The sequence below is a fragment of the Streptomyces sp. NPDC048600 genome (assembly GCF_055587025.1).
Genome location: NZ_JBVJGZ010000020.1, coordinates 62,876 through 81,627 on the forward strand (window position 1 = coordinate 62,876; position 18,752 = coordinate 81,627).

General features: G+C 71.4%; 21 protein-coding genes. 16 read left to right on the forward strand and 5 right to left on the reverse strand.

Annotated features, from left to right (window positions below; all coding sequences use genetic code 11):
- The first annotated feature begins 39 nt into the window (after nucleotides 1–39).
- Both ACZ6SQ_RS25350 and ACZ6SQ_RS25355 read left to right on the forward strand, forming a co-directional pair.
- A complete protein-coding gene (locus tag ACZ6SQ_RS25350; RefSeq protein ID WP_043504706.1) occupies nucleotides 40–336 on the forward strand; it encodes a DUF4193 domain-containing protein in 297 nt (98 codons plus the stop codon).
- Between the two features lie 13 nt (nucleotides 337–349).
- The gene (locus tag ACZ6SQ_RS25355; protein ID WP_469565897.1) at nucleotides 350–1,366 is read left to right on the forward strand and encodes a hypothetical protein; all 1,017 of its coding nucleotides are present in this window, start codon (nucleotides 350–352) and stop codon (nucleotides 1,364–1,366) included.
- A gap of 26 nt (nucleotides 1,367–1,392) precedes the next feature.
- Here the strand turns inward: ACZ6SQ_RS25355 and ACZ6SQ_RS25360 are convergent, their stop codons facing one another.
- Nucleotides 1,393–1,857: a DUF3093 domain-containing protein gene (locus ACZ6SQ_RS25360; RefSeq protein ID WP_386387336.1), complete on the reverse strand. Its 465-nt coding sequence runs from the start codon at nucleotides 1,855–1,857 to the stop codon at nucleotides 1,393–1,395.
- A gap of 58 nt (nucleotides 1,858–1,915) precedes the next feature.
- Here ACZ6SQ_RS25360 and ACZ6SQ_RS25365 point away from each other — a divergent pair, with 58 nt between their 5' ends.
- From ACZ6SQ_RS25365 to ACZ6SQ_RS25405, 9 genes are all read left to right on the forward strand, one after another.
- Nucleotides 1,916–2,500, forward strand: a complete 585-nt coding sequence (locus tag ACZ6SQ_RS25365; protein ID WP_469565900.1) for a PaaI family thioesterase — start codon at nucleotides 1,916–1,918, stop codon at nucleotides 2,498–2,500.
- Nucleotides 2,497–3,057 carry a dUTP diphosphatase gene (dut, locus tag ACZ6SQ_RS25370; protein WP_469565902.1) on the forward strand — a complete coding sequence of 187 codons (561 nt, stop codon included), beginning with the start codon at nucleotides 2,497–2,499 and terminating at the stop codon, nucleotides 3,055–3,057. The genes ACZ6SQ_RS25365 and dut overlap by 4 nt, the downstream gene beginning before the upstream one ends.
- Nucleotide 3,058: 1 nt before the next feature.
- Nucleotides 3,059–3,820: a DUF3710 domain-containing protein gene (locus ACZ6SQ_RS25375; RefSeq protein ID WP_386387330.1), complete on the forward strand. Its 762-nt coding sequence runs from the start codon at nucleotides 3,059–3,061 to the stop codon at nucleotides 3,818–3,820.
- A 152-nt stretch (nucleotides 3,821–3,972) separates the two neighbouring features.
- Nucleotides 3,973–5,145, forward strand: coding sequence for an alginate lyase family protein (locus ACZ6SQ_RS25380; RefSeq protein ID WP_469565904.1), 1,173 nt, complete (start codon nucleotides 3,973–3,975; stop codon nucleotides 5,143–5,145).
- A 61-nt stretch (nucleotides 5,146–5,206) separates the two neighbouring features.
- Nucleotides 5,207–5,899 carry an ABC transporter ATP-binding protein gene (locus ACZ6SQ_RS25385; RefSeq protein WP_469565906.1) on the forward strand — a complete coding sequence of 231 codons (693 nt, stop codon included), beginning with the start codon at nucleotides 5,207–5,209 and terminating at the stop codon, nucleotides 5,897–5,899.
- Between the two features lie 189 nt (nucleotides 5,900–6,088).
- Nucleotides 6,089–8,635, forward strand: a complete 2,547-nt coding sequence (locus ACZ6SQ_RS25390; RefSeq protein WP_469565909.1) for an ATP-binding protein — start codon at nucleotides 6,089–6,091, stop codon at nucleotides 8,633–8,635.
- On the forward strand, nucleotides 8,632–9,315 hold the full coding sequence (locus ACZ6SQ_RS25395; RefSeq protein ID WP_469565911.1) for a response regulator: 684 nt from the start codon (nucleotides 8,632–8,634) through the stop codon (nucleotides 9,313–9,315). The genes ACZ6SQ_RS25390 and ACZ6SQ_RS25395 overlap by 4 nt, the downstream gene beginning before the upstream one ends.
- 92 nt (nucleotides 9,316–9,407) lie before the next feature.
- On the forward strand, nucleotides 9,408–9,806 hold the full coding sequence (locus ACZ6SQ_RS25400) for an OB-fold nucleic acid binding domain-containing protein (protein ID WP_386387321.1): 399 nt from the start codon (nucleotides 9,408–9,410) through the stop codon (nucleotides 9,804–9,806).
- Nucleotides 9,807–9,809: 3 nt separating this feature from the next.
- Nucleotides 9,810–10,532, forward strand: a complete 723-nt coding sequence (locus tag ACZ6SQ_RS25405; protein ID WP_386387319.1) for a DUF3159 domain-containing protein — start codon at nucleotides 9,810–9,812, stop codon at nucleotides 10,530–10,532.
- A gap of 79 nt (nucleotides 10,533–10,611) precedes the next feature.
- Here ACZ6SQ_RS25405 and ACZ6SQ_RS25410 read toward each other — a convergent pair whose 3' ends face one another.
- Entirely contained in the window at nucleotides 10,612–11,286 is a 675-nt protein-coding gene (locus ACZ6SQ_RS25410) for a potassium channel family protein (protein WP_356690299.1), read from the reverse strand.
- Nucleotides 11,286–11,954 (reverse strand): potassium channel family protein, encoded by a 669-nt coding sequence (locus ACZ6SQ_RS25415; RefSeq protein WP_386387527.1) that lies wholly within the window; start codon nucleotides 11,952–11,954, stop codon nucleotides 11,286–11,288. The genes ACZ6SQ_RS25410 and ACZ6SQ_RS25415 overlap by 1 nt, the downstream gene beginning before the upstream one ends.
- Nucleotides 11,955–12,403: 449 nt before the next feature.
- Here ACZ6SQ_RS25415 and ACZ6SQ_RS25420 point away from each other — a divergent pair, with 449 nt between their 5' ends.
- From ACZ6SQ_RS25420 to ACZ6SQ_RS25430, 3 genes are all read left to right on the forward strand, one after another.
- A complete protein-coding gene (locus ACZ6SQ_RS25420; RefSeq protein WP_469565915.1) occupies nucleotides 12,404–14,452 on the forward strand; it encodes an APC family permease in 2,049 nt (682 codons plus the stop codon).
- 153 nt (nucleotides 14,453–14,605) lie between these two features.
- Nucleotides 14,606–15,934: a class I SAM-dependent RNA methyltransferase gene (locus ACZ6SQ_RS25425; protein ID WP_469565917.1), complete on the forward strand. Its 1,329-nt coding sequence runs from the start codon at nucleotides 14,606–14,608 to the stop codon at nucleotides 15,932–15,934.
- 129 nt (nucleotides 15,935–16,063) lie between these two features.
- Nucleotides 16,064–16,195 (forward strand): hypothetical protein, encoded by a 132-nt coding sequence (locus ACZ6SQ_RS25430; protein WP_469565919.1) that lies wholly within the window; start codon nucleotides 16,064–16,066, stop codon nucleotides 16,193–16,195.
- 327 nt (nucleotides 16,196–16,522) lie between these two features.
- Here the strand turns inward: ACZ6SQ_RS25430 and ACZ6SQ_RS25435 are convergent, their stop codons facing one another.
- Nucleotides 16,523–17,029 carry an ATP-binding protein gene (locus ACZ6SQ_RS25435; protein WP_469565920.1) on the reverse strand — a complete coding sequence of 169 codons (507 nt, stop codon included), beginning with the start codon at nucleotides 17,027–17,029 and terminating at the stop codon, nucleotides 16,523–16,525.
- 166 nt (nucleotides 17,030–17,195) lie between these two features.
- Here ACZ6SQ_RS25435 and ACZ6SQ_RS25440 point away from each other — a divergent pair, with 166 nt between their 5' ends.
- Together ACZ6SQ_RS25440 and ACZ6SQ_RS25445 are read left to right on the forward strand one after the other, a co-directional pair.
- A complete protein-coding gene (locus ACZ6SQ_RS25440) occupies nucleotides 17,196–18,047 on the forward strand; it encodes a helix-turn-helix domain-containing protein (protein ID WP_469565922.1) in 852 nt (283 codons plus the stop codon).
- Nucleotides 18,044–18,235, forward strand: coding sequence for a DUF397 domain-containing protein (locus ACZ6SQ_RS25445; RefSeq protein ID WP_469565924.1), 192 nt, complete (start codon nucleotides 18,044–18,046; stop codon nucleotides 18,233–18,235). Before ACZ6SQ_RS25440 ends, ACZ6SQ_RS25445 begins: the two co-directional genes overlap by 4 nt.
- A 57-nt stretch (nucleotides 18,236–18,292) precedes the next feature.
- Here ACZ6SQ_RS25445 and ACZ6SQ_RS25450 read toward each other — a convergent pair whose 3' ends face one another.
- Nucleotides 18,293–18,487, reverse strand: coding sequence for a hypothetical protein (locus tag ACZ6SQ_RS25450; RefSeq protein ID WP_469565926.1), 195 nt, complete (start codon nucleotides 18,485–18,487; stop codon nucleotides 18,293–18,295).
- Nucleotides 18,488–18,752 lie beyond the last annotated feature (265 nt).

An 18,752-nucleotide genomic window follows, 5' to 3' on the forward strand; every position in this document is an offset into this window, starting at 1 on the left:
CGCTGGAGACACCGCAGACACCCGGAGGGGGAGAGCGACATGGCAACCGACTACGACACCCCACGCAAGACCGACGACGACGTCGACTCGGACAGCTTGGAAGAGCTGAAGGCGAGGCGGAACGACAAGTCCGCGTCGTCCGTCGACGTCGACGAGTTCGAGGCCGCAGAAGGCCTGGAACTGCCCGGCGCAGACCTCTCCAACGAGGAGCTGGCTGTCCGGGTGCTTCCGAAGCAGCAGGACGAGTTCACCTGCATGAGCTGCTTCCTGGTCCATCACCGCAGCCAGCTGGCCCGCGAGAAGAACGGCCAGCCGATCTGCCGCGACTGCGACTGAGGACGGGTCGGGCGTGACTGGCTCGACCCCGCCTCGGAAGCGCCGCTTCTCCTTCGGGAGGACGGACCTTGGGCCGCACGACGGCCCGTACGGCGCGCGTGACGACGAGCGGGGCTCATCCATGACGGGACCGGTTCCTGAGGAACCGGCTCCCACGGGCACGGCTGCCCCGGAACCGCCTCCCACGGGAACGGTTCTTCCGGTGCAGTTCACCCCTGGATCGGCCTCGCTCGGACCGGCCGGAGACCCCGGCCGTGCGCCGGTTCCGGCGCCCAGTCCCGCGCCCGTCGCCCGTCGGCGGGCGGCGGTGATCCGCGACCGGGCCAAGGACCTGGCCAGGGAAGGCGCCCGCAAGGGCGGCGACCGGGCCCGGGCGGGCCTCGGATACATCGCCGACCGGATCATCGACATCGCGCCCAGAATCCCCGTGCGCGACCTCGCGGCGCTGCGCCGCCAGTTCCCGGGCCTCGGGCCCGAGCAGATCGCCGACAAGCTCGTGGCGGGCGCGGCGAACGCCTCCGCGACGGTCGGCGCGGGAGTCGGCGCGGCGGCGATGCTGCCCGTGCCGCCCGCGATGCCGGCGGAGCTGGCCGCGGAGATCACCGGCGTCGCGGCGATCGAGCTCAAGCTCATCGCCGAACTCCACGAGGTCTACGGCGTACGGCCGCCCGGCACGCTCATGGAGCGCAGCACCGCGTATCTGCGCTCGTGGTCGGGCGAGCGCGGCATCGACGTCATGAAGCCGACGTCGATCAACTCCGCCGTCGGCGGCCATATGAAGCGCGAGCTGCGTCAGCAGATCATGAAGCGCATGGTGCGCGACCTGCCGAACCTGATGCCGTTCATGGTGGGCGCCGCCGTGGGAGCGGTCATGAACCGCCGCGACACCAAGAAGCTCGCCGCCCGCATCCGGAAGGACCTGCGCAGACTTCAGGTGCCCTGGGACGCCCTGCCCGCGCTGCCGCCGCTGGAGCAGCCCCGGCAGCCGCTGGAGGTCGGTGACATCGCCAGGGAGCTCGGCGGCCGCTGAGCGGCCGCCAGGCCTCTCGGAAGGGGCTACGCAGCCGCCGTGCGCGCGGCCCGGATGGCCTCCGCGAGCCGCTCCGGCTCCCGCGTGGACAGGTACAGGTACGGCGTCGGGTCGGCCGGGTCGGTGACCTCGACCTTGAGCGCCCCGGGGATGTAGGAGCGCAGCAGCAGGAAGGCGCGGGTGTCGGCCTTGTACGTGCGCCAGGCGCGCGCCTCCTCGGCGTCCAGGATCTCCGCCTCGCCCAGCGCGGTCACCGGGATCTTCGCCTCGCCCGCGATCAGCGAGCCGTTCACGACGCGGATGCGCACCGAGCCGTAGGAACTGGCGACGACCGCCGAGGCCGCGGTGCCGCCCGCCAGGCCGCCCAGCATCAGCAGGGTGCCGAACGGCAGCAGGATCAGCGCCAGCGAGACGCCGACCAGGAAGCACACCAGCCACCAGGAGCGGGGGGCCGTGAGGCGTTCTTCGTACGGGGTGGTGGAGAGCTGCATGGTGCCAAGCTTGGCACGGTGTCCTGATATCACCGACGCGCGGGTAAGGTCTGCGCCTGTGAGTGGTACTTCCGCAAGCCTTCAGCCGCCGGCCGACGCCGCGAAGCCGGTCCGGCACCCCGACGCCCCCGCCCCGGGGGAGCTCCTCGGCGCCCACTACGACCTGTGCTTCGGCTGCGGCGGCGGACAGCCGCACGGCCTGCATCTTCAGGCCCGGGCCGGGGACGGCGTCAGCATCACGGCCGAGTTCACCGTGCAGGCCGCCCACCAGGGCGCTCCGGGGCTCGCGCACGGCGGTGTCCTCGCCACGGCCCTGGACGAGACGCTGGGTTCCCTGAACTGGCTGCTGCGTACGATCGCGGTGACCGGGCGGCTGGAGACGGACTTCCGGCGGCCCGTGCCGGTGGGTACCACGCTGCATCTGGAGGCCGAGGTCACCGCGGTGGCCGGGCGGAAGATCTACTCCACGGCCACCGGCCGGATCGGCGGCCCCGACGGACCCGTCGCGGTCCGCGCCGACGCCCTGTTCATCGAGGTGAAGGTCGACCACTTCATCGACAACGGGCGCCAGGAGGAGATCCAGGCGGCCATGAGCGACCCCGACCAGGTCCGGCGGGCCCGTGCCTTCGAGGTGAACCCGTGAGCCGTGAGCCGCTGGACGTGCTCATCAGGCGCGTCGATCCGGACGTACCGCTTCCGGCGTACGAGCACCCCGGTGACGCGGGGGCGGATCTGCGGACGACCGAGGCGTGCGAACTGGGGCCGGGGGAGCGGGCGGTGCTGCCCACCGGGGTGGCCGTCGCGCTGCCCGACGGGTACGCGGCCTTCGTGCACCCGCGCTCGGGGCTGGCCGCCCGCTGCGGTGTAGCCCTGGTGAATGCCCCGGGGACGGTTGATGCCGGGTACCGTGGGGAGATCAAGGTGATCGTGGTGAATCTCGACCCGCGCGAGTCCGTGCGGTTCGAGCGCTTCGACCGGATTGCCCAACTGGTTGTCCAGCAGGTCGAGAGGGTCCGCTTCCAGCAGGTGGCGGAGCTTCCCGACTCGGCGCGGGCCGAGGGGGGCTTCGGGTCCACCGGCGGCCATGGCGCCGTGGGCGGCGGGAGCGGCACAACCGCGACGAGGGGTCCGGCCGCCGACGGCGGCACGACGGGTGGGAATCGATACGCTTCGGTCGTATCCGACCGGGAAGGACAGTGACGTGTTCGGACGTCGCAAGAAGAGGGATGCCGCCGAGGGCGCGGCCGGCGAGGCCGAGCAGGTCGTCGACAGCGTCGACACTGAGGCGGACGAGAACGCGGGCGGCCGCGAGCGCGTGAGGCTCGAGCCCGAGCCGCGCCCCGACGGGCCGTGGGACAGCACCGAGGTGCGCGAGCCCGGTGAGGGCCGTGTGGACCTGGGCGGGATCTTCGTCCCCGGTGTCGACGGCATGGAGCTCCGGGTCGAGGTCGCGGGCGACGCGATCGTCGCGGCCACGGTCGTGCTGCGTGACAGCGCGGTCCAGCTGCAGGCCTTCGCGGCGCCCAAGCGCGAGGGCATCTGGGGCGAGGTGCGCGAGGAGATCGCCACCGGCATCACCCAGCAGGGCGGAATCGTCGACGAGGTCGAGGGTCCCCTCGGCTGGGAGCTGCGCGCACAGGTGCCGGTGCAGCTGCCGGACGGCACGGGCGGCTTCCAGGTCGTGCGGTTCGTCGGCGTGGACGGTCCGCGCTGGTTCCTGCGCGGTGTGATCTCCGGCCAGGGCGCGGTCCAGCCGCAGGCCGCCGGTCTCCTGGAGCAGATCTTCCGCGACACGGTCGTGGTCCGCGGCGAGGGCCCGATGGCGCCCCGCGACCCGATCGTCCTGAAGCTGCCGAACGACGCGCAGATGGTGCCCGAGGGTGTCACCCAGGAGGAGGGCTCGCGCTTCTCCGGTGGCATGGGCCAGCTCCAGCGGGGTCCGGAGATCACCGAGGTCCGCTGACCCACGAGGTCCCGAAGGGCCGCACCCCCGACCAGGGGTGCGGCCCTTCGGCGTGTCCGGACCCCTTGACGGGCGATTGGTCTGGACCTACGGTCCGGTCAGCGCTCGATTCATGAGAGCGACCATCGTTCACATATGAGAACGGAGCTGTCGTGCGTCGTACCCCCCTCCTCGCCCTCGTCACAGCCCTCCTGCTCGGCGGTGCCCTGGCGCAGCAGCCCGCGACGGCCGCCCCCGCCACCTTCGCCCACCCCGGAGTCACCGTCTCCCGGGGCCAGTTGGACTTCGCCCGCGGTCAGGTGCTGGCCGGCGCCCAGCCCTGGAAGGGCGCCTGGGACCAGATGACGGCGAGCAAGTACGCCGACCCGAACCGCGCCCCGAAACCCCGCGCCGTGGTCGAATGCGGCTCGTACTCCAACCCCAACCACGGCTGCACGGACGAGCGCGAGGACGCCATCGCCGCCTACACCAACGCCCTCGCCTGGTACGTCACCAAGGACGCCCGCTACGCCCAGAAGGCCATCCAGCTGATGGACGCCTGGTCCGCCGTCCTCCAGGACCACACCAACAGCAACGCGCCCCTGCAGACCGGCTGGGCGGGCTCCTCCTGGCCCAAGGCCGCCGAGATCATCAAGTACACGTACACCGGCGGCTGGCCGAACGAGGCCCGCTTCAAGACGATGCTGCGCACCGTCTACCTGCCCGAGATCATCAACGGCTCCAACTCCAACGGGAACTGGGAGCTGTCGATGATGGAGGCGGCCGTCGGCATCTCCGTCTTCCTGGAGGACCGGACGTCGTACGACAAGGCCATGGCGAAGTTCCGCACCCGCACGGCCGCCTACGTCTACCTGGAGTCGGACGGCGCGCTGCCGAAGACCGTGCCCGGCCAGAACCTCGACACCCGCGACAAGATCGTCAAGTACTGGCAGGGCCAGTCCACCTTCGTCACCGGCCTCACCCAGGAGACCTGCCGCGACTTCACGCACACCGGCTACGGCATCTCCGCGATCTCGCACATCGCCGAGACCAGCCGCATCCAGGGCCAGGACCTCTACGGCACCGACGTCGGCGAGCGGCTGCGGCACGCGCTCGGCTTCCAGGCGAAGTACGAGAACGGCACGGCCGTCCCCTCATGGCTCTGCAACGGCGCCCTCGAGCCCGGACTCGGCCCGGTCACGGAAGTCGGCTACAACGCCCTGCACAACCGCCTCGGCATCGCCATGACCAACACCGAGACCCTCACCCGGAGAAACCGCCCGGCCGGCAGCAACAACCTCTTCGTCGCCTGGGAGACCCTCACCCACGGCGACAACCCGAACTGACCCGTTGATCGGCCGGGCGCCGCCCGCGATACTGGCGCCCGGCCCACGGGGGAGGCACAGCATGAGCCAGGTGGTCACCGAGACCATGGTGCGCGTCCAGGACGTCCACAAGACCTACGGAAGCGGCGCCGCGGCCGTCCACGCCCTGCGAGGCGTGTCCTTCGACCTGCGCCCCGGCGAACTCGTCGCCCTCAAGGGCCGCTCGGGATCCGGCAAGACCACCCTGCTGAACATCGTCGGCGGGCTCGACGCGCCCGACCGGGGCAGCCTCACGGTCGACGGGCGCGAACTGTCCGGGCTCGGCGAGCAGGGCCTGCTCGAACTGCGCCGGGACCGCATCGGCTTCGTCTTCCAGTCCTTCGGGCTCATCCCCATCCTCACCGCCGCCGAGAACGTCGGCGTGCCCCTGCGGCTGCGCCGGGCCGGGGTCCGCGAGCGCGAGGAACGGGTCGAACTGCTGCTCGCCCTCGTCGGGCTCGCCGACCACGCCGAGCAGCGGCCCGGCGAGCTGTCCGGCGGCCAGCAGCAGCGCGTGGCCATCGCACGTGCCCTCGCCAACAGCCCCGCCCTGCTGATCGCCGACGAACCCACCGCCCAGCTCGACGCGGAGACCGGGCACGCCGTGATGGAGCTGCTGCGGGCCGTCGTGCTCAGCGAGAACGTCGCCGCCCTGGTCGCCACCCACGACACCACCCTGCTGGACCTGGCCGACCGGGTGCTGGAGCTCGGCGACGGGGAACTGCGCGAGGGCTGAGCCGCCCGTCACCGCGCACACGGCATGCCCGACGCGCCAGGGAGCCACCCGGCACCCGCACACGCCGGTGCCCGACGCGTCAGGGTTGCGTCAAGGACGTCCCGCACCCGCCCCCTCGTCCGCTTTGCCGGGATCCACGGCCGTACTGTCGACAGCGCAGGTGGCGACGACGAGACGACAATGAGGGCCATGGGACGCGGGCGGCTTCGGATCTACCTCGGCGCGGCACCGGGCGTCGGCAAGACGTACGCGATGCTCTCCGAGGCGCATCGGCGTCTGGAGCGCGGCACCGACTGCGTGGTCGGCTACGTCGAGCACCACGCGCGGCCGCGCACCGAGGTGATGCTGCACGGCCTGGAGCACGTCGCGCGCCGGGATCTGGAGTACCGGGGCAGTGCCTTCACGGAGATGGACGTCGACGCCGTCCTGGCCCGCCGCCCCCAGGTCGCCCTGGTCGACGAGCTGGCGCACACGAACGTGCCCGGCTCGCGCAACACCAAACGCTGGCAGGACGTCGAGGAACTGCTCGCCGCCGGCATCGACGTGATCTCCACCGTCAACATCCAGCACCTGGAGTCACTCGGCGACGTGGTGGAGTCCATCACGGGCGTACGGCAGCAGGAGACGGTCCCCGACGAGGTGGTCCGGCGCGCCGACCAGATCGAGCTGGTCGACATGTCGCCGCAGGCCCTCAGACGCCGTATGGCGCACGGCAACATCTATCAGCCGGACAAGGTCGACGCGGCGCTGTCGAACTACTTCCGCCCCGGCAACCTGACCGCGCTGCGCGAACTGGCGCTGCTCTGGGTGGCGGACCGGGTCGACGAGTACCTCACCGAGTACCGCAGCGAGCACAAGGTCTCCCGGATCTGGGGCTCACGCGAACGGATCGTCGTCGGACTGACCGGCGGCCCGGAGGGGCGCACCCTGATCCGGCGCGCCGCCCGCCTCGCGGAGAAAGGCGCCGGCGGCGAGGTGCTCGCCGTCTACATCTCCCGCAGCGACGGCCTCACTGCCGCCTCGCCCAAGGAGCTGGCCGTCCAGCGGACCCTGGTGGAGGACCTGGGCGGCACCTTCCACCACGTCGTCGGAGACGACATACCCGCCGCCCTCCTGGACTTCGCCCGCGGTGTCAACGCCACCCAGATCGTCCTCGGCTCCTCACGCCGCAGGAGCTGGCAGTACGTCTTCGGCCCCGGCGTCGGCGCCACCGTCGCCCGGGAGTCGGGGCCCGACCTCGACGTGCACATCGTCACGCACGGCCAGGTCGCCAAGGGACGGGGACTGCCCGTGGCCAGGGGCGCCCGGCTCGGGCGGGCCCGGATCGTCTGGGGCTGGATCGTCGGGCTCCTCGGTCCGGTCGTGGCAGCGGTGCTGCTGAACACCGTCGACCTCGGCCTCGCCAACGACATGCTGCTGTTCCTCGCCATCGTCGTCGCGGCGGCCCTGCTCGGCGGGCTGTTCCCGGCGCTGGCCTCGGCGGCCTTCGGCTCGCTGCTGCTGAACTACTTCTACACACCGCCGCTGCACCGGTTCACCATCGCCGACCCCAAGAACATCGTCGCCATCGCGATCTTCATCGGGGTCGGGCTCTCGGTGGCCTCCGTGGTCGACCTGGCGGCGCGCAGGACCCATCAGGCGGCCCGGCTGCGGGCCGAGTCGGAGATCCTCTCCTTCCTCGCGGGCAACGTGCTGCGTGGCGAGACCTCCCTGGAGGAGCTCCTGGAACGGGTCCGGGAGACCTTCGGCATGGACCTGGCCGCCCTGCTGGAGCGGCAGAGCGACGTCGAACCGTGGACCGTCGTCGGCCGGGTCGGCCACGGGCCGGTCACGCTGCGCCCCGAGGACGCCGACGTCGACGTCCCGGTCGGCGACCACCTCGCCCTCGCCCTGACCGGCCGGGTGCTGCCCGCCGAGGACCGCCGCGTGCTGGCCGCGTTCGCCGCCCAGGCCGCCGTGGTGCTGGACCGCAGGCGCCTGAAGGAGGAGGCCGTCCAGGCCCGCGCCCTCGCCGAGGGCAACCGCATCCGCACCGCGCTCCTCGCCGCCGTCAGCCACGACCTGCGCACCCCCCTCGCGAGCATCAAGGCGTCGGTGTCCTCGCTGCGCTCCGACGACGTGGAGTGGTCCGAGGAGGACCGGGCCGAGCTGCTCGCGGGGATCGAGGAGGGCGCCGACCGGCTCGACCACCTCGTGGGCAACCTCCTCGACATGAGCCGTCTCCAGACCGGCACCGTGACGCCGATCATCCGCGAGATCGACCTCGACGAGGTCGTACCGATGGCCCTCGGCGGCGTTCCCGAGGGCAGCGTCGAGCTGGACGTCCCCGAGACGCTTCCCATGGTCGCCGTCGACCCGGGGCTGCTGGAGCGGGCCGTGGCCAACCTGGTCGAGAACGCGGTCAAGTACAGCCCCGACCGGACGCCGGTGCTGGTGGCGGCCAGCGCACTCGCCGACCGCGTCGAGGTACGCGTCGTGGACCGCGGACCCGGTGTCCCCGACGAGGCCAAGGAGCGCATCTTCGCGCCCTTCCAGCGCCACGGGGACGCCCCGCGTGGCGCCGGGGTCGGGCTCGGCCTCGCCGTCGCCCGCGGCTTCGCCGAGGCCATGGCCGGCACCCTGAGCGCCGAGGACACCCCGGGCGGCGGGCTGACCATGGTGCTCACCCTCCCCGCCGCGACGCCCGCGAGCGGGACACTGCCTTCCCCCGTACGACCCGAAAGGCGGGCTTCATGACCCGGGTGCTGGTGATCGACGACGAGCCGCAGATCGTGCGCGCCCTCGTGATCAACCTCAAGGCGCGCAAGTACGAGGTCGACGCCGCCCACGACGGCGCGGGCGCGCTGCGGCTGGCCGCCGACCGCCACCCCGACGTCGTCGTCCTGGACCTGGGCCTGCCCGACATGGACGGCGTAGACGTGATCCGCGGGCTGCGCGGCTGGACCCGGGTGCCGATCATCGTGCTGTCCGCCCGGCACACCTCCGACGAGAAGGTCGAGGCACTGGACGCGGGCGCCGACGACTACGTCACCAAGCCGTTCGGCATGGACGAGCTGCTCGCCCGGCTGCGCGCCGCCGTGCGCCGGGCCGAGCCGACCGGGGCGGGCACCGAGGACGTCCAGGTGGAGACCGCGTCCTTCACCGTCGACCTCGCCGCGAAGAAGGTCAACCGCGACGGCAGGGACGTCCGGCTCACGCCCACCGAGTGGCATCTGCTGGAGGTGCTGGTGCGCAACGCCGGCCGGCTGGTCGGCCAGAAGCAGCTCCTCCAGGAGGTGTGGGGGCCCTCGTACGGCACGGAGACGAACTATCTGCGGGTGTACATGGCCCAGCTCCGCCGGAAGCTGGAGGCGGATCCGTCGCACCCGAAGCACTTCGTCACGGAGCCGGGGATGGGCTACCGCTTCGAGAAGTGAGGGCGGGCCGGCCCGGGCGAAGGAGGGCGAGTGAGCGATCTCCCGTCGGGCGGGGCTACTGGCCTGTCGGTGACCCCCGGTACCCTTCAGACATGAGTGCTGTTCCTCGATCCGACAAGCCGGTGGGCCGGTTCCGGCGCATGCTAGACCGGCTCTCCTCGTCGCAGGAGGACCTGGAGTCCGAGGAGCTGCGAGAGGACGCCGAGACAGCGGGCTGCACCCGCATCGGCGACTGTCACGACCGCGAGGTCGTCACCGTTACTGGTACCTTGCGCACGGTCACCCTGCGCCCGCGCGCGGGCGTGCCCGCCCTGGAGGCCGAGCTGTTCGACGGCTCCGCCGCCCTGGACGTGGTGTGGCTGGGCCGGCGTTCCATCACCGGGATCGAGCCGGGACGCAGACTGATCGCGTCCGGCCGGATCTCGATGAGCCGGGGCCGCCGGGTGCTTTTCAACCCGAAGTACGAACTGAGACCCCTCGGTAGGGAGTAGCCGGTGACGTCGCTCGACAAGCCGACCCAGGACACTCAAGCGGACGATGCCCGGGCGGTGACGGAAGCCGCGCTGTTCGAGGCGTTCGGCGGGGTCCGGGGCATGGTCGAGACGGTGGTGCCGGGCCTTCTCTTCGTCACCATCTACACCATCAACAAGGACCTCCACATGTCCGCGATCGCCGCGCTCGCGGTGTCGCTGGTCCTCGTGGTGGTCCGCCTGGCGATGAAGGACACCGTCAAGCACGCCTTCAGCGGTGTCTTCGGCGTGGCCTTCGGTGTCGTGTTCGCGATGATGACGGGCAACGCCAAGGACTTCTATCTGCCCGGCATGCTCTACACGCTGGGCCTGGCACTGGCCTACATCATCACGACCCTGTGCGGGGTGCCGCTGATCGGCCTGATCCTCGGGCCGGTCTTCAAGGAGAACCTCTCCTGGCGCACCCGCAACCCCGGCCGCAAGAAGGCGTACGCCAAGGCCAGCTACGCCTGGGGCCTGATCCTGCTCGCCAAGTGCGCGATCCTCTTCCCGCTGTACTGGTGGGCCGACACCACCCAGCTCGGCTGGGTGCTGGTCGCGCTGAAGATCCCGCCGTTCCTGCTCGCCGTCTATCTGACCTGGGTCTTCCTGGCGAAGGCGCCGCCGCCGATCGACGTGTTCGCCGAGATGGAAGCGGCCGAGCAGGCGGAGAAGGAGCGCGAGGCCGCGGCCCGCGCGGGCGAGTAGACACCGCCCCCGACCCGTACGACGTGAAGGGCGCCCCGGCCGAACGGCCGCGGCGCCCTTCACGTCGTCCCGGGGATCGTCAGTCGGTGTCGTCGCGCCGCACCGACAGCAGGTCCTCCAGTTGCTCCTCGCGCGCCTGCGCGGCCACGAACAGCAGCTCGTCGCCCGCCTCCAGGGAGTCGTCCTTGGACGGCGTCAGCACACGGGTACCGCGGATGATGGTGACCAGGGACGTGTCCTCGGGCCACTCCACGGCGCCGACCTGGGTGCCGGCCAGGGCCGACTCCTCCGGCAGCGTCAGCTCCACGAGGTTGGCGTCGCCGTGGCTGAAGCGCAGCAGCCGGACCAGGTCGCCGACGCTCACCGCCTCCTCCACCAGGGCCGACATCAGCCGCGGGGTGGAGACGGCCACGTCCACGCCCCAGGACTCGTTGAACAGCCACTCGTTCTTGGGGTTGTTGACGCGGGCGACGACGCGCGGGACGCCGTACTCCGTCTTGGCCAGCAGGGAGACGACCAGGTTGACCTTGTCGTCGCCCGTCGCGGCGATCACGACGTTGCAGCGCTGGAGCGCGGCCTCGTCCAGGGACGTGATCTCGCAGGCGTCGGCGAGCAGCCACTCGGCCTGCGGGACGCGCTCGACCGAGATGGCGGTGGGCGCCTTGTCGATCAGCAGGACCTCGTGGCCGTTCTCCAGCAGCTCACCGGCGATCGACCGGCCGACCGCGCCGGCACCGGCAATGGCGACCCTCATCAGTGACCGCCCTCCTTCGGACCCTCGGCGAACGCCGCCTCGACCTTCTCCACCTCGTCGGCACGCATCATCACGTGGACCAGGTCCCCCTCCTGGAGCACCGTCTGCGACGTGGGCAGCATCGCCTCGCCGAGCCGGGTCAGGAACGCCACCCGCACACCCGTCTCCTCCTGGAGGCGGCTGATCTTGTGACCGACCCAGTCGTCCGACGCGTGCACCTCGGCGAGCTGGACGCCGCCCGTGGGATCGCGCCACAGGGGCTCGGACCCGGAGGGCAGCAGCCGGCGCAGCATCTGGTCGGCGGTCCACCGCACGGTGGCCACCGTCGGGATGCCCAGACGCTGGTAGACCTCGGCGCGGCGGGGGTCGTAGATCCGGGCCGCGACGTTCTCGATGCCGAACATCTCGCGGGCGACACGCGCGGCGATGATGTTGGAGTTGTCACCGCTGGAGACGGCGGCGAACGCCCCGGCCTCCTCGATGCCCGCCTCGCGCAGGGTGTCCTGGTCGAAGCCGACGCCGGTGACCCGGCGGCCGCCGAAGGAGGAGCCGAGGCGACGGAAGGCGGTGGGGTCCTGGTCGATCACCGCGACCGTGTGCCCCTGTTGCTCCAGGGTCTGCGCGAGAGCGGAACCCACTCTGCCGCAGCCCATGATGACGATGTGCACGACCGTCCTTCCGGTGTCACGAGTTGTTGACTTGGCTTGAACAGGGTCTCAGACCGCCGCCCAAGCTACACACGCACGGTCCGCGGGCGGCACCCCCGTGCACGGGCGTGCGGCTCGCGCCCCACCGGCTCAGCGGCGGCTGATGCTGCGCACGCTCGCGAGGGTCAGGACGGCGAGGGCGACGAGCGCGGCGCTCGCCCCGATCAGTTCTGCGGCGGACGACATGAGGACTCCTGGGCCGGCTGCGGGGAGGGGCGGGTTTGTCATATAGGCATGGGGGCGCCCGCGACGGGGCCACGCCCTGCGGGACCGGAGGCCGATTTCACCCGTGAGGCAGAGGGGAAACGGCCCGCCCGCGACACGCCCCGGCACCCGCCGTGGACAGGCGCGCGGGTGTTACGGGTGGGCCGGTGGGCGGGCTGCTGTTCGAACCCTTACGATGTTCTGTTGTGTCCAAACTGACCGACGTGCCCAAGCGGATTCTGATCGGGCGCGCACTGCGCAGCGACCGGCTCGGAGAAACGCTCCTGCCGAAGCGCATCGCCCTTCCCGTCTTCGCCTCCGACCCGCTGTCCTCCGTGGCGTACGCCCCCGGAGAGGTGCTGCTGGTCCTGTCCATCGCGGGTGTGTCGGCCTACCACTTCAGCCCCTGGATCGCGGCCGCGGTCGTCGTGCTGATGTTCACGGTGGTGGCCTCCTACCGGCAGAACGTGCATGCCTACCCCAGCGGCGGCGGCGACTACGAGGTGGCGAACACCAACCTCGGGCCCAAGGCGGGCCTCACCGTGGCCAGCGCCCTGCTGGTCGACTACGTCCTCACCGTCGCCGTCTCCATCTCCTCCGGCATCGAGAACCTCGGCTCCGCCGTCCCGTTCGTCGTGGAGAACAAGGTGCTCTGCGCGATCGCCGTGATCGTGCTCCTGACGCTGATGAACCTGCGCGGGGTGAAGGAGTCCGGCGCGCTCTTCGCGATCCCGACGTACGTCTTCGTCGCGGGCGTCTTCATCATGATCGCCTGGGGCGCCTTCAAGGGCCTGGTCCTGGACGACACCCTGCGGGCACCGACCTCCGAGTACGAGATCAAGCCCGAGCACCAGGGCCTCGCCGGCTTCGCCCTCGTCTTCCTGCTGCTGCGCGCCTTCTCCTCCGGCTGTGCCGCGCTCACCGGCGTCGAGGCCATCTCCAACGGCGTCCCCGCCTTCCGCAAGCCCAAGTCCCGCAACGCCGCGACCACGCTGGCCATGATGGGACTGCTGGCCACCACCATGTTCTGCGGGATCATCGCCCTCGCCATGGTGTCCGAGGTCCGGATGGCCGAGAACCCCGCCAAGGACCTCCTCGACAACGGCGTACCCGTCGGCCCGGACTACATCCAGCACCCGGTGATCTCCCAGGTCGCCGAGGCGGTGTTCGGCGCGGGCAGCTTCCTGTTCATCGTGCTGGCCGCCGCCACCGCCCTCGTGCTGTTCCTGGCCGCCAACACCGCCTACAACGGCTTCCCCGTGCTCGGCTCGATCCTCGCCCAGGACCGCTATCTGCCGCGCCAGCTGCACACCCGCGGCGACCGGCTGGCGTTCTCCAACGGCATCGTCCTCCTGGCCGGCGCGGCCGGGCTGCTGGTCTGGATCTACGGCGCCGACTCCACGCGCCTGATCCAGCTCTACATCGTGGGCGTGTTCGTCTCCTTCACGCTGAGCCAGATCGGCATGGTCCGGCACTGGAACCGCCACCTGGCCGGCGAGCGGGACCCCGGCAAGCGCCGCCACATGGTCCGCTCCCGCGCGATCAACACCTTCGGCGCGTTCTTCACCGGCCTGGTCCTGGTCGTCGTCCTGGTCACGAAGTTCACCCATGGTGCCTGGGTCGCCCTGCTCGGCATGGTGATCTTCTACGTCACCATGTCCGCGATCCGCCGCCACTACGACCACGTCTCCCGGGAGCTCGCCGCCCCGGAGGGTCCCAGCGACGACAGCGTCCGCCCCTCCCGGGTGCACTCGGTGGTCCTGATCTCCAAGATCCACCGCCCCGCCCTGCGCGCCCTCGCCTACGCCAAGCTGATGCGCTCCGACACCCTGGAGGCGCTCACCGTCAACGTGGACCCGGGCGAGACCAAGGCGCTGCGCGACGAGTGGGAACGGCGCGGCATCGAGATCCCCCTGAAGGTCCTCGACTCGCCCTACCGCGAGATCACCCGGCCGGTCATCGAGTACGTCAAGAGCCTGCGCCGCGAGTCGCCGCGGGACGCGGTGTCCGTGATCATCCCCGAGTACGTGGTCGGCCACTGGTACGAGCACCTGCTCCACAACCAGAGCGCCCTGCGCCTGAAGGGCCGGCTGCTCTTCACGCCCGGCATCATGGTCACCTCCGTCCCCTACCAGCTCGAGTCCTCCGAGGCCGCCAAGCAGCGCGCCCGCAAGCGGTCGGAGTGGAACGCGCCGGGTTCGGTGCGCAGGGGGCCCGCGCAGGAGCGGCCCAAGGAGTCGACCGGCAAGGAATGACGGATTCCGGGGCGGCCCGTACGCCGCCCCGGACGACGTAAACTGGTGGGCTGTTGTCCCGCGAGTGTCCCGCGAGCACGGGCGTCCGTCGTCCCTTGTCCGTGGGCCGTCCGCCGTCCCGCCGTACCCTTCCCCGATCTGGAGTCACCCGCCATGCAGGCAGAACCGAAGAAGTCGCTGGTGGGCGAGGAGTACGAGGTCGAGGTGGGATCCGTCGCGCACGGCGGGCACTGCATCGCCCGTACGTCCGAGGGGCAGGTGCTGTTCGTACGGCACACGCTGCCCGGCGAGCGGGTCGTCGCCCGGGTGACCGAGGGCGAGGAGGGTGACCGCTTCCTGCGCGCGGACGCCGTCGAGGTGCTGTCGGCGTCCAAGGACCGCGTCGAGGCGCCCTGCCCCTACGCCGGCCCCGGCCGCTGCGGCGGCTGCGACTGGCAGCACGCCAAGCCGGGCGCCCAGCGCCGCTTCAAAGGCGAGGTGATCGCCGAGCAGCTCCAGCGGCTCGCGGGCCTCACCCCCGAGCAGGTCGGCTGGGACGGCACGGTGATGCCCGCCGAGGGCGACAAGCTGCCCGCCGGGCAGGTACCGCAGTGGCGCACCCGTGTGCAGTACGCCGTCGACGCCGACGGCCACGCAGGCCTGCGCCGCCACCGCTCCCACGAGGTCGAGCGCGTCGACCACTGCATGATCGCCGCCGAGGGCGTCAGCGAGCTGGGCGTGGAGAAGCGCGACTGGACCGGCATGGAGTCGGTGGAGGCCATCGCGGCCACGGGCTCGCAGGACCGCCAGGTGATCCTCACGCCGCGGCCGGGCGGCCGGCTGCCCCTGGTCGAGCTGGACAAGCCGGTCTCCGTGATGCGGGTCGACGAGAAGGACGGCGGTATCCACCGCGTCCACGGCCGCCCGTTCGTCCGTGAGCGCGCGGACGGCCGCACCCACCGCGTCGGCAGCGGCGGTTTCTGGCAGGTCCACCCGAAGGCCGCCGACACCCTGGTCACCGCGGTCATGCAGGGCCTGCTGCCCCGCAAGGGCGACATGTGCCTCGACCTCTACTGCGGCGTCGGCCTGTTCGCCGGCGCCCTCGCCGACCGGATCGGCGAGAAGGGCGCGGTCCTCGGCATCGAGTCCGGCAAGCGCGCGGTGGAGGACGCCCGCCACAACCTGGCCGAGTTCCCGCGCGTCCGCGTCGAGCAGGGCAAGGTCGACGCGATCCTGCCCCGCACGGGTATCACCGAAGTCGACCTCATCGTCCTCGACCCGCCCCGCGCGGGCGCCGGCCGCAAGACGGTCGCCCAGCTCGCCGCCCTCGGCGCCCGCCGCATCGCCTACGTGGCCTGCGACCCGGCGGCGCTCGCACGGGACATCGCGTACTTCGGGGAGGGCGGGTACCGGGTGCGGATGCTTCGGGCGTTCGATCTGTTTCCGATGACGCATCATGTGGAGTGCGTCGCGATTCTGGAGCCGGTGAAGCAGGGGCTCTGACCCGCGGTGTGGTGGCCGGGCTTCGGAGCCGGTCGGGTTGCCTCCCGTCGTGCGGCGCCCGTACCCACGAGTCGTCGGGGAACGGGCTCGGTCGGCCGTGCCGGAAGACGTCCACGCTGTCGCGGGCCCGTGGCATCCGGGCCGCCGCCCGCCGGATTCGCGATCTGCGACTTCCGGCAGGCGGTCGCGAGCGCCGGGGAGACCTGGTTGCGCGACGTCCAGCACATGACGTATGTCGTCCGCTGCCTGTCCGGGAGCTGAACCCTGCGTCCCGGGATCGTGCGGCGGGTGGGCACGGCTTCTTCCGGCCCTCGACCGCGGCCGCCTCTGGTGCGGGCGCTTCGGTGCCCAGGACGGGCCGACGCCCTTCGCGTGGTGCTTGAGCCGCTCGGCGTCGGGGCGCGGTCCGTCTCGACACAGGTCCGTCCCTCGTCGCGGTAGTACCGCCGTGCTTCGAAGTCGAAGAGCGTCGCGTCCTTCACGCGCCTCCTCGCGCGCACGTAACGGGGTCCTTGTCGACGACGGAGATCGGTACGGCCGACGACGGCCGAGGGTCCGACAGCGGGCGGGCGCGTTTCTGAGACGCTCTCAGGCGTTGGCGGGAAAGCGGCTGGTCGCGGGCGGTGCGGGTGTCTTCCCGGGCAGGCACAGCTCCGCCCACACGGTCTTGCCGGGTCCCTCGGCAGGCGGTGCGACCGCCCAGCGCGACGCCAGCCCCGCCACGATGAGCAGACCCCGCCCCGACTCCTCGTCGCCGGGCGGCTCCTGCGCGGTGGGCGGCGGTACGCGTTCGGCGCGGGTGTCGGTGACCTCCACGCGCACGGTGTGCGGGCTGCCTCCGGTCTCCGTCACGCGCAGGTGGAAGTCCCGCCCGTCGAGGTGCCCGTGCCGTACGGCGTTCGCGGTCAGCTCCGAAGTGATCAGCGTCAGCGTCTCGTTGACGCTCCCGGTGTACGGGTGGCCCCAAGAGTCCAGCCGGTGCGACACGAGCCGCCGCGCGAGCCGCGCCCCTCGCGCGGACGACGTGAACCGCATCGCGAACTCGCGGACGGGGCGCGGCGCGGCCCCCTGAGCGGGGGAAGTTTCGTTGTTCATGTGTCCACGCTGACCTGCCGGTTCTACCGTGACGAGATACGGCGTGCACACAGACGGTCGCTGTACGTGGCGTGCCGGTGGGTGTAGGAGGCGTGGGGCGTGACGGCCGGCGCGGGGGCCGCGTCGGCCGGGAGGGCGGTGAGGGACGTTGAGCGAGCTTCCTGGAGTGACCGAGGAGGAGTCCGGGACGGAGGAGGGCGGCGGGGAGCGGGAGTCGGGGCCGGGCTCCGGCGTCCTGCGTGTCTTCGGGCGCCAGTTGAAGAGGTTCCGGTTACGGGCCGGGCTGGAACGAGCCGAGTTCGGGTCGACGACGGGCTACTCGGTGTCGACCATCGCCGCGTACGAGCAGGGCCGCCGGGTGCCGCCCCCGAAGTTCATCGACCGGGCCGACGAGACGCTGGACGCGGGCGGGGTCCTCCAGGAGATGAAGGAGGAAGTGGCTCGGGCGCAGTATCCGGCGTTCTTCCGGGATGCGGCCAGGTTGGAGGCGGAGGCGGTTGAGCTTCACGTCTACGACACCCATCTGATCAACGGGCTGTTGCAGACGGAGGAATACGCGCGAGCTGTCTTCACCATGCGCCGCCCTCTGCTCAGCGACGAGATCATCGAGGAGCGGGTCGCTGCACGACTCGCCCGCCAGGACATTCTCGGCCGGTTGCCGCTGCCGACTCTCAGCTTCGTCATCGAGGAGTCCGTGCTGACCCGCCCCCTCGGCGGCGACCACGTGATGCGAGGGCAGTTGGAGCAGCTCCTGTTGTGTGGCCAGCGTCGCAACGTCGAGGTTCAGGTCATGCCGAACGGGCGTGACGAGCATGCTGGGTTGGCAGGTCCGTTCACCTTGATCGAGACGCAGGATGGACGGAGGATCGCTTACGTGGAGGCATACAAGCACAGTCGCCTCTACACCGAGCGGGGCACTGTCCGGGAACTGGAGGAGCAGTACGGCCTTCTCCGGGCGCAGGCCCTGACCCCGCGCGAGTCATTGACGCTCATCGAGAAACGGCTTGGAGAGACATGAACGTCGACGTTGACGAACCGGGTGCGTGGCGCAAGAGCAGCTACAGCAGCGGTGAGGGCGGCCAGTGCGTGGAGGTCGCCACACTGCCCCACGTCATCCATGTACGAGACTCCAAGGACATCAGCCGGACCGCCATCCCGGTCGCTGCAGCCGCATGGACGGCGTTTCTCGGGTTCGCGGTTCAGTAGCCGCCAGGTCTGCCCTTGGCGAGGTGCCAGGGGCAGACCCGTGTCCGGCGGCGCCAACTACACCTTGACCCTTTCGCGGGTGGGTGGCGTCCAGCGCCCCGTGGCGATCTCCGCGTCCAGCCGGGCCTGGGAGTGCGCGTGCGCGGCCCTCGTCCCGGCCTCTCGGCCGGCCTTGTAGAACGGGGCCTGGTAGCCCTCGAAGTCGCCCGAACACAGATCCCGCCGGAGTGCTCCAGCGGGGGGTTCGAACACTCCGGGACCCGGACAGCGCCCAGGCGGTCCGCAGACACGGCCCGCGGCTTCCGTGGGACCTCGTCTCCCGGATTCGCGCGGGCCGCCCACGGCCGGTTTTCGCCTTGCCGAACAGCCTCGGAAGCTCCGCCCCGGGCGGGCGTCACACCGACAGGCCCGCGGTCCTCGGTCATCGGGTGCCGTGGCCCTTCCGCGACAGCCTCCGTTTGTGAGGCGGAAGGGCCGGTTCGACCTTGGGATGCGGAGTTCGGGGCCTCGCATCGTC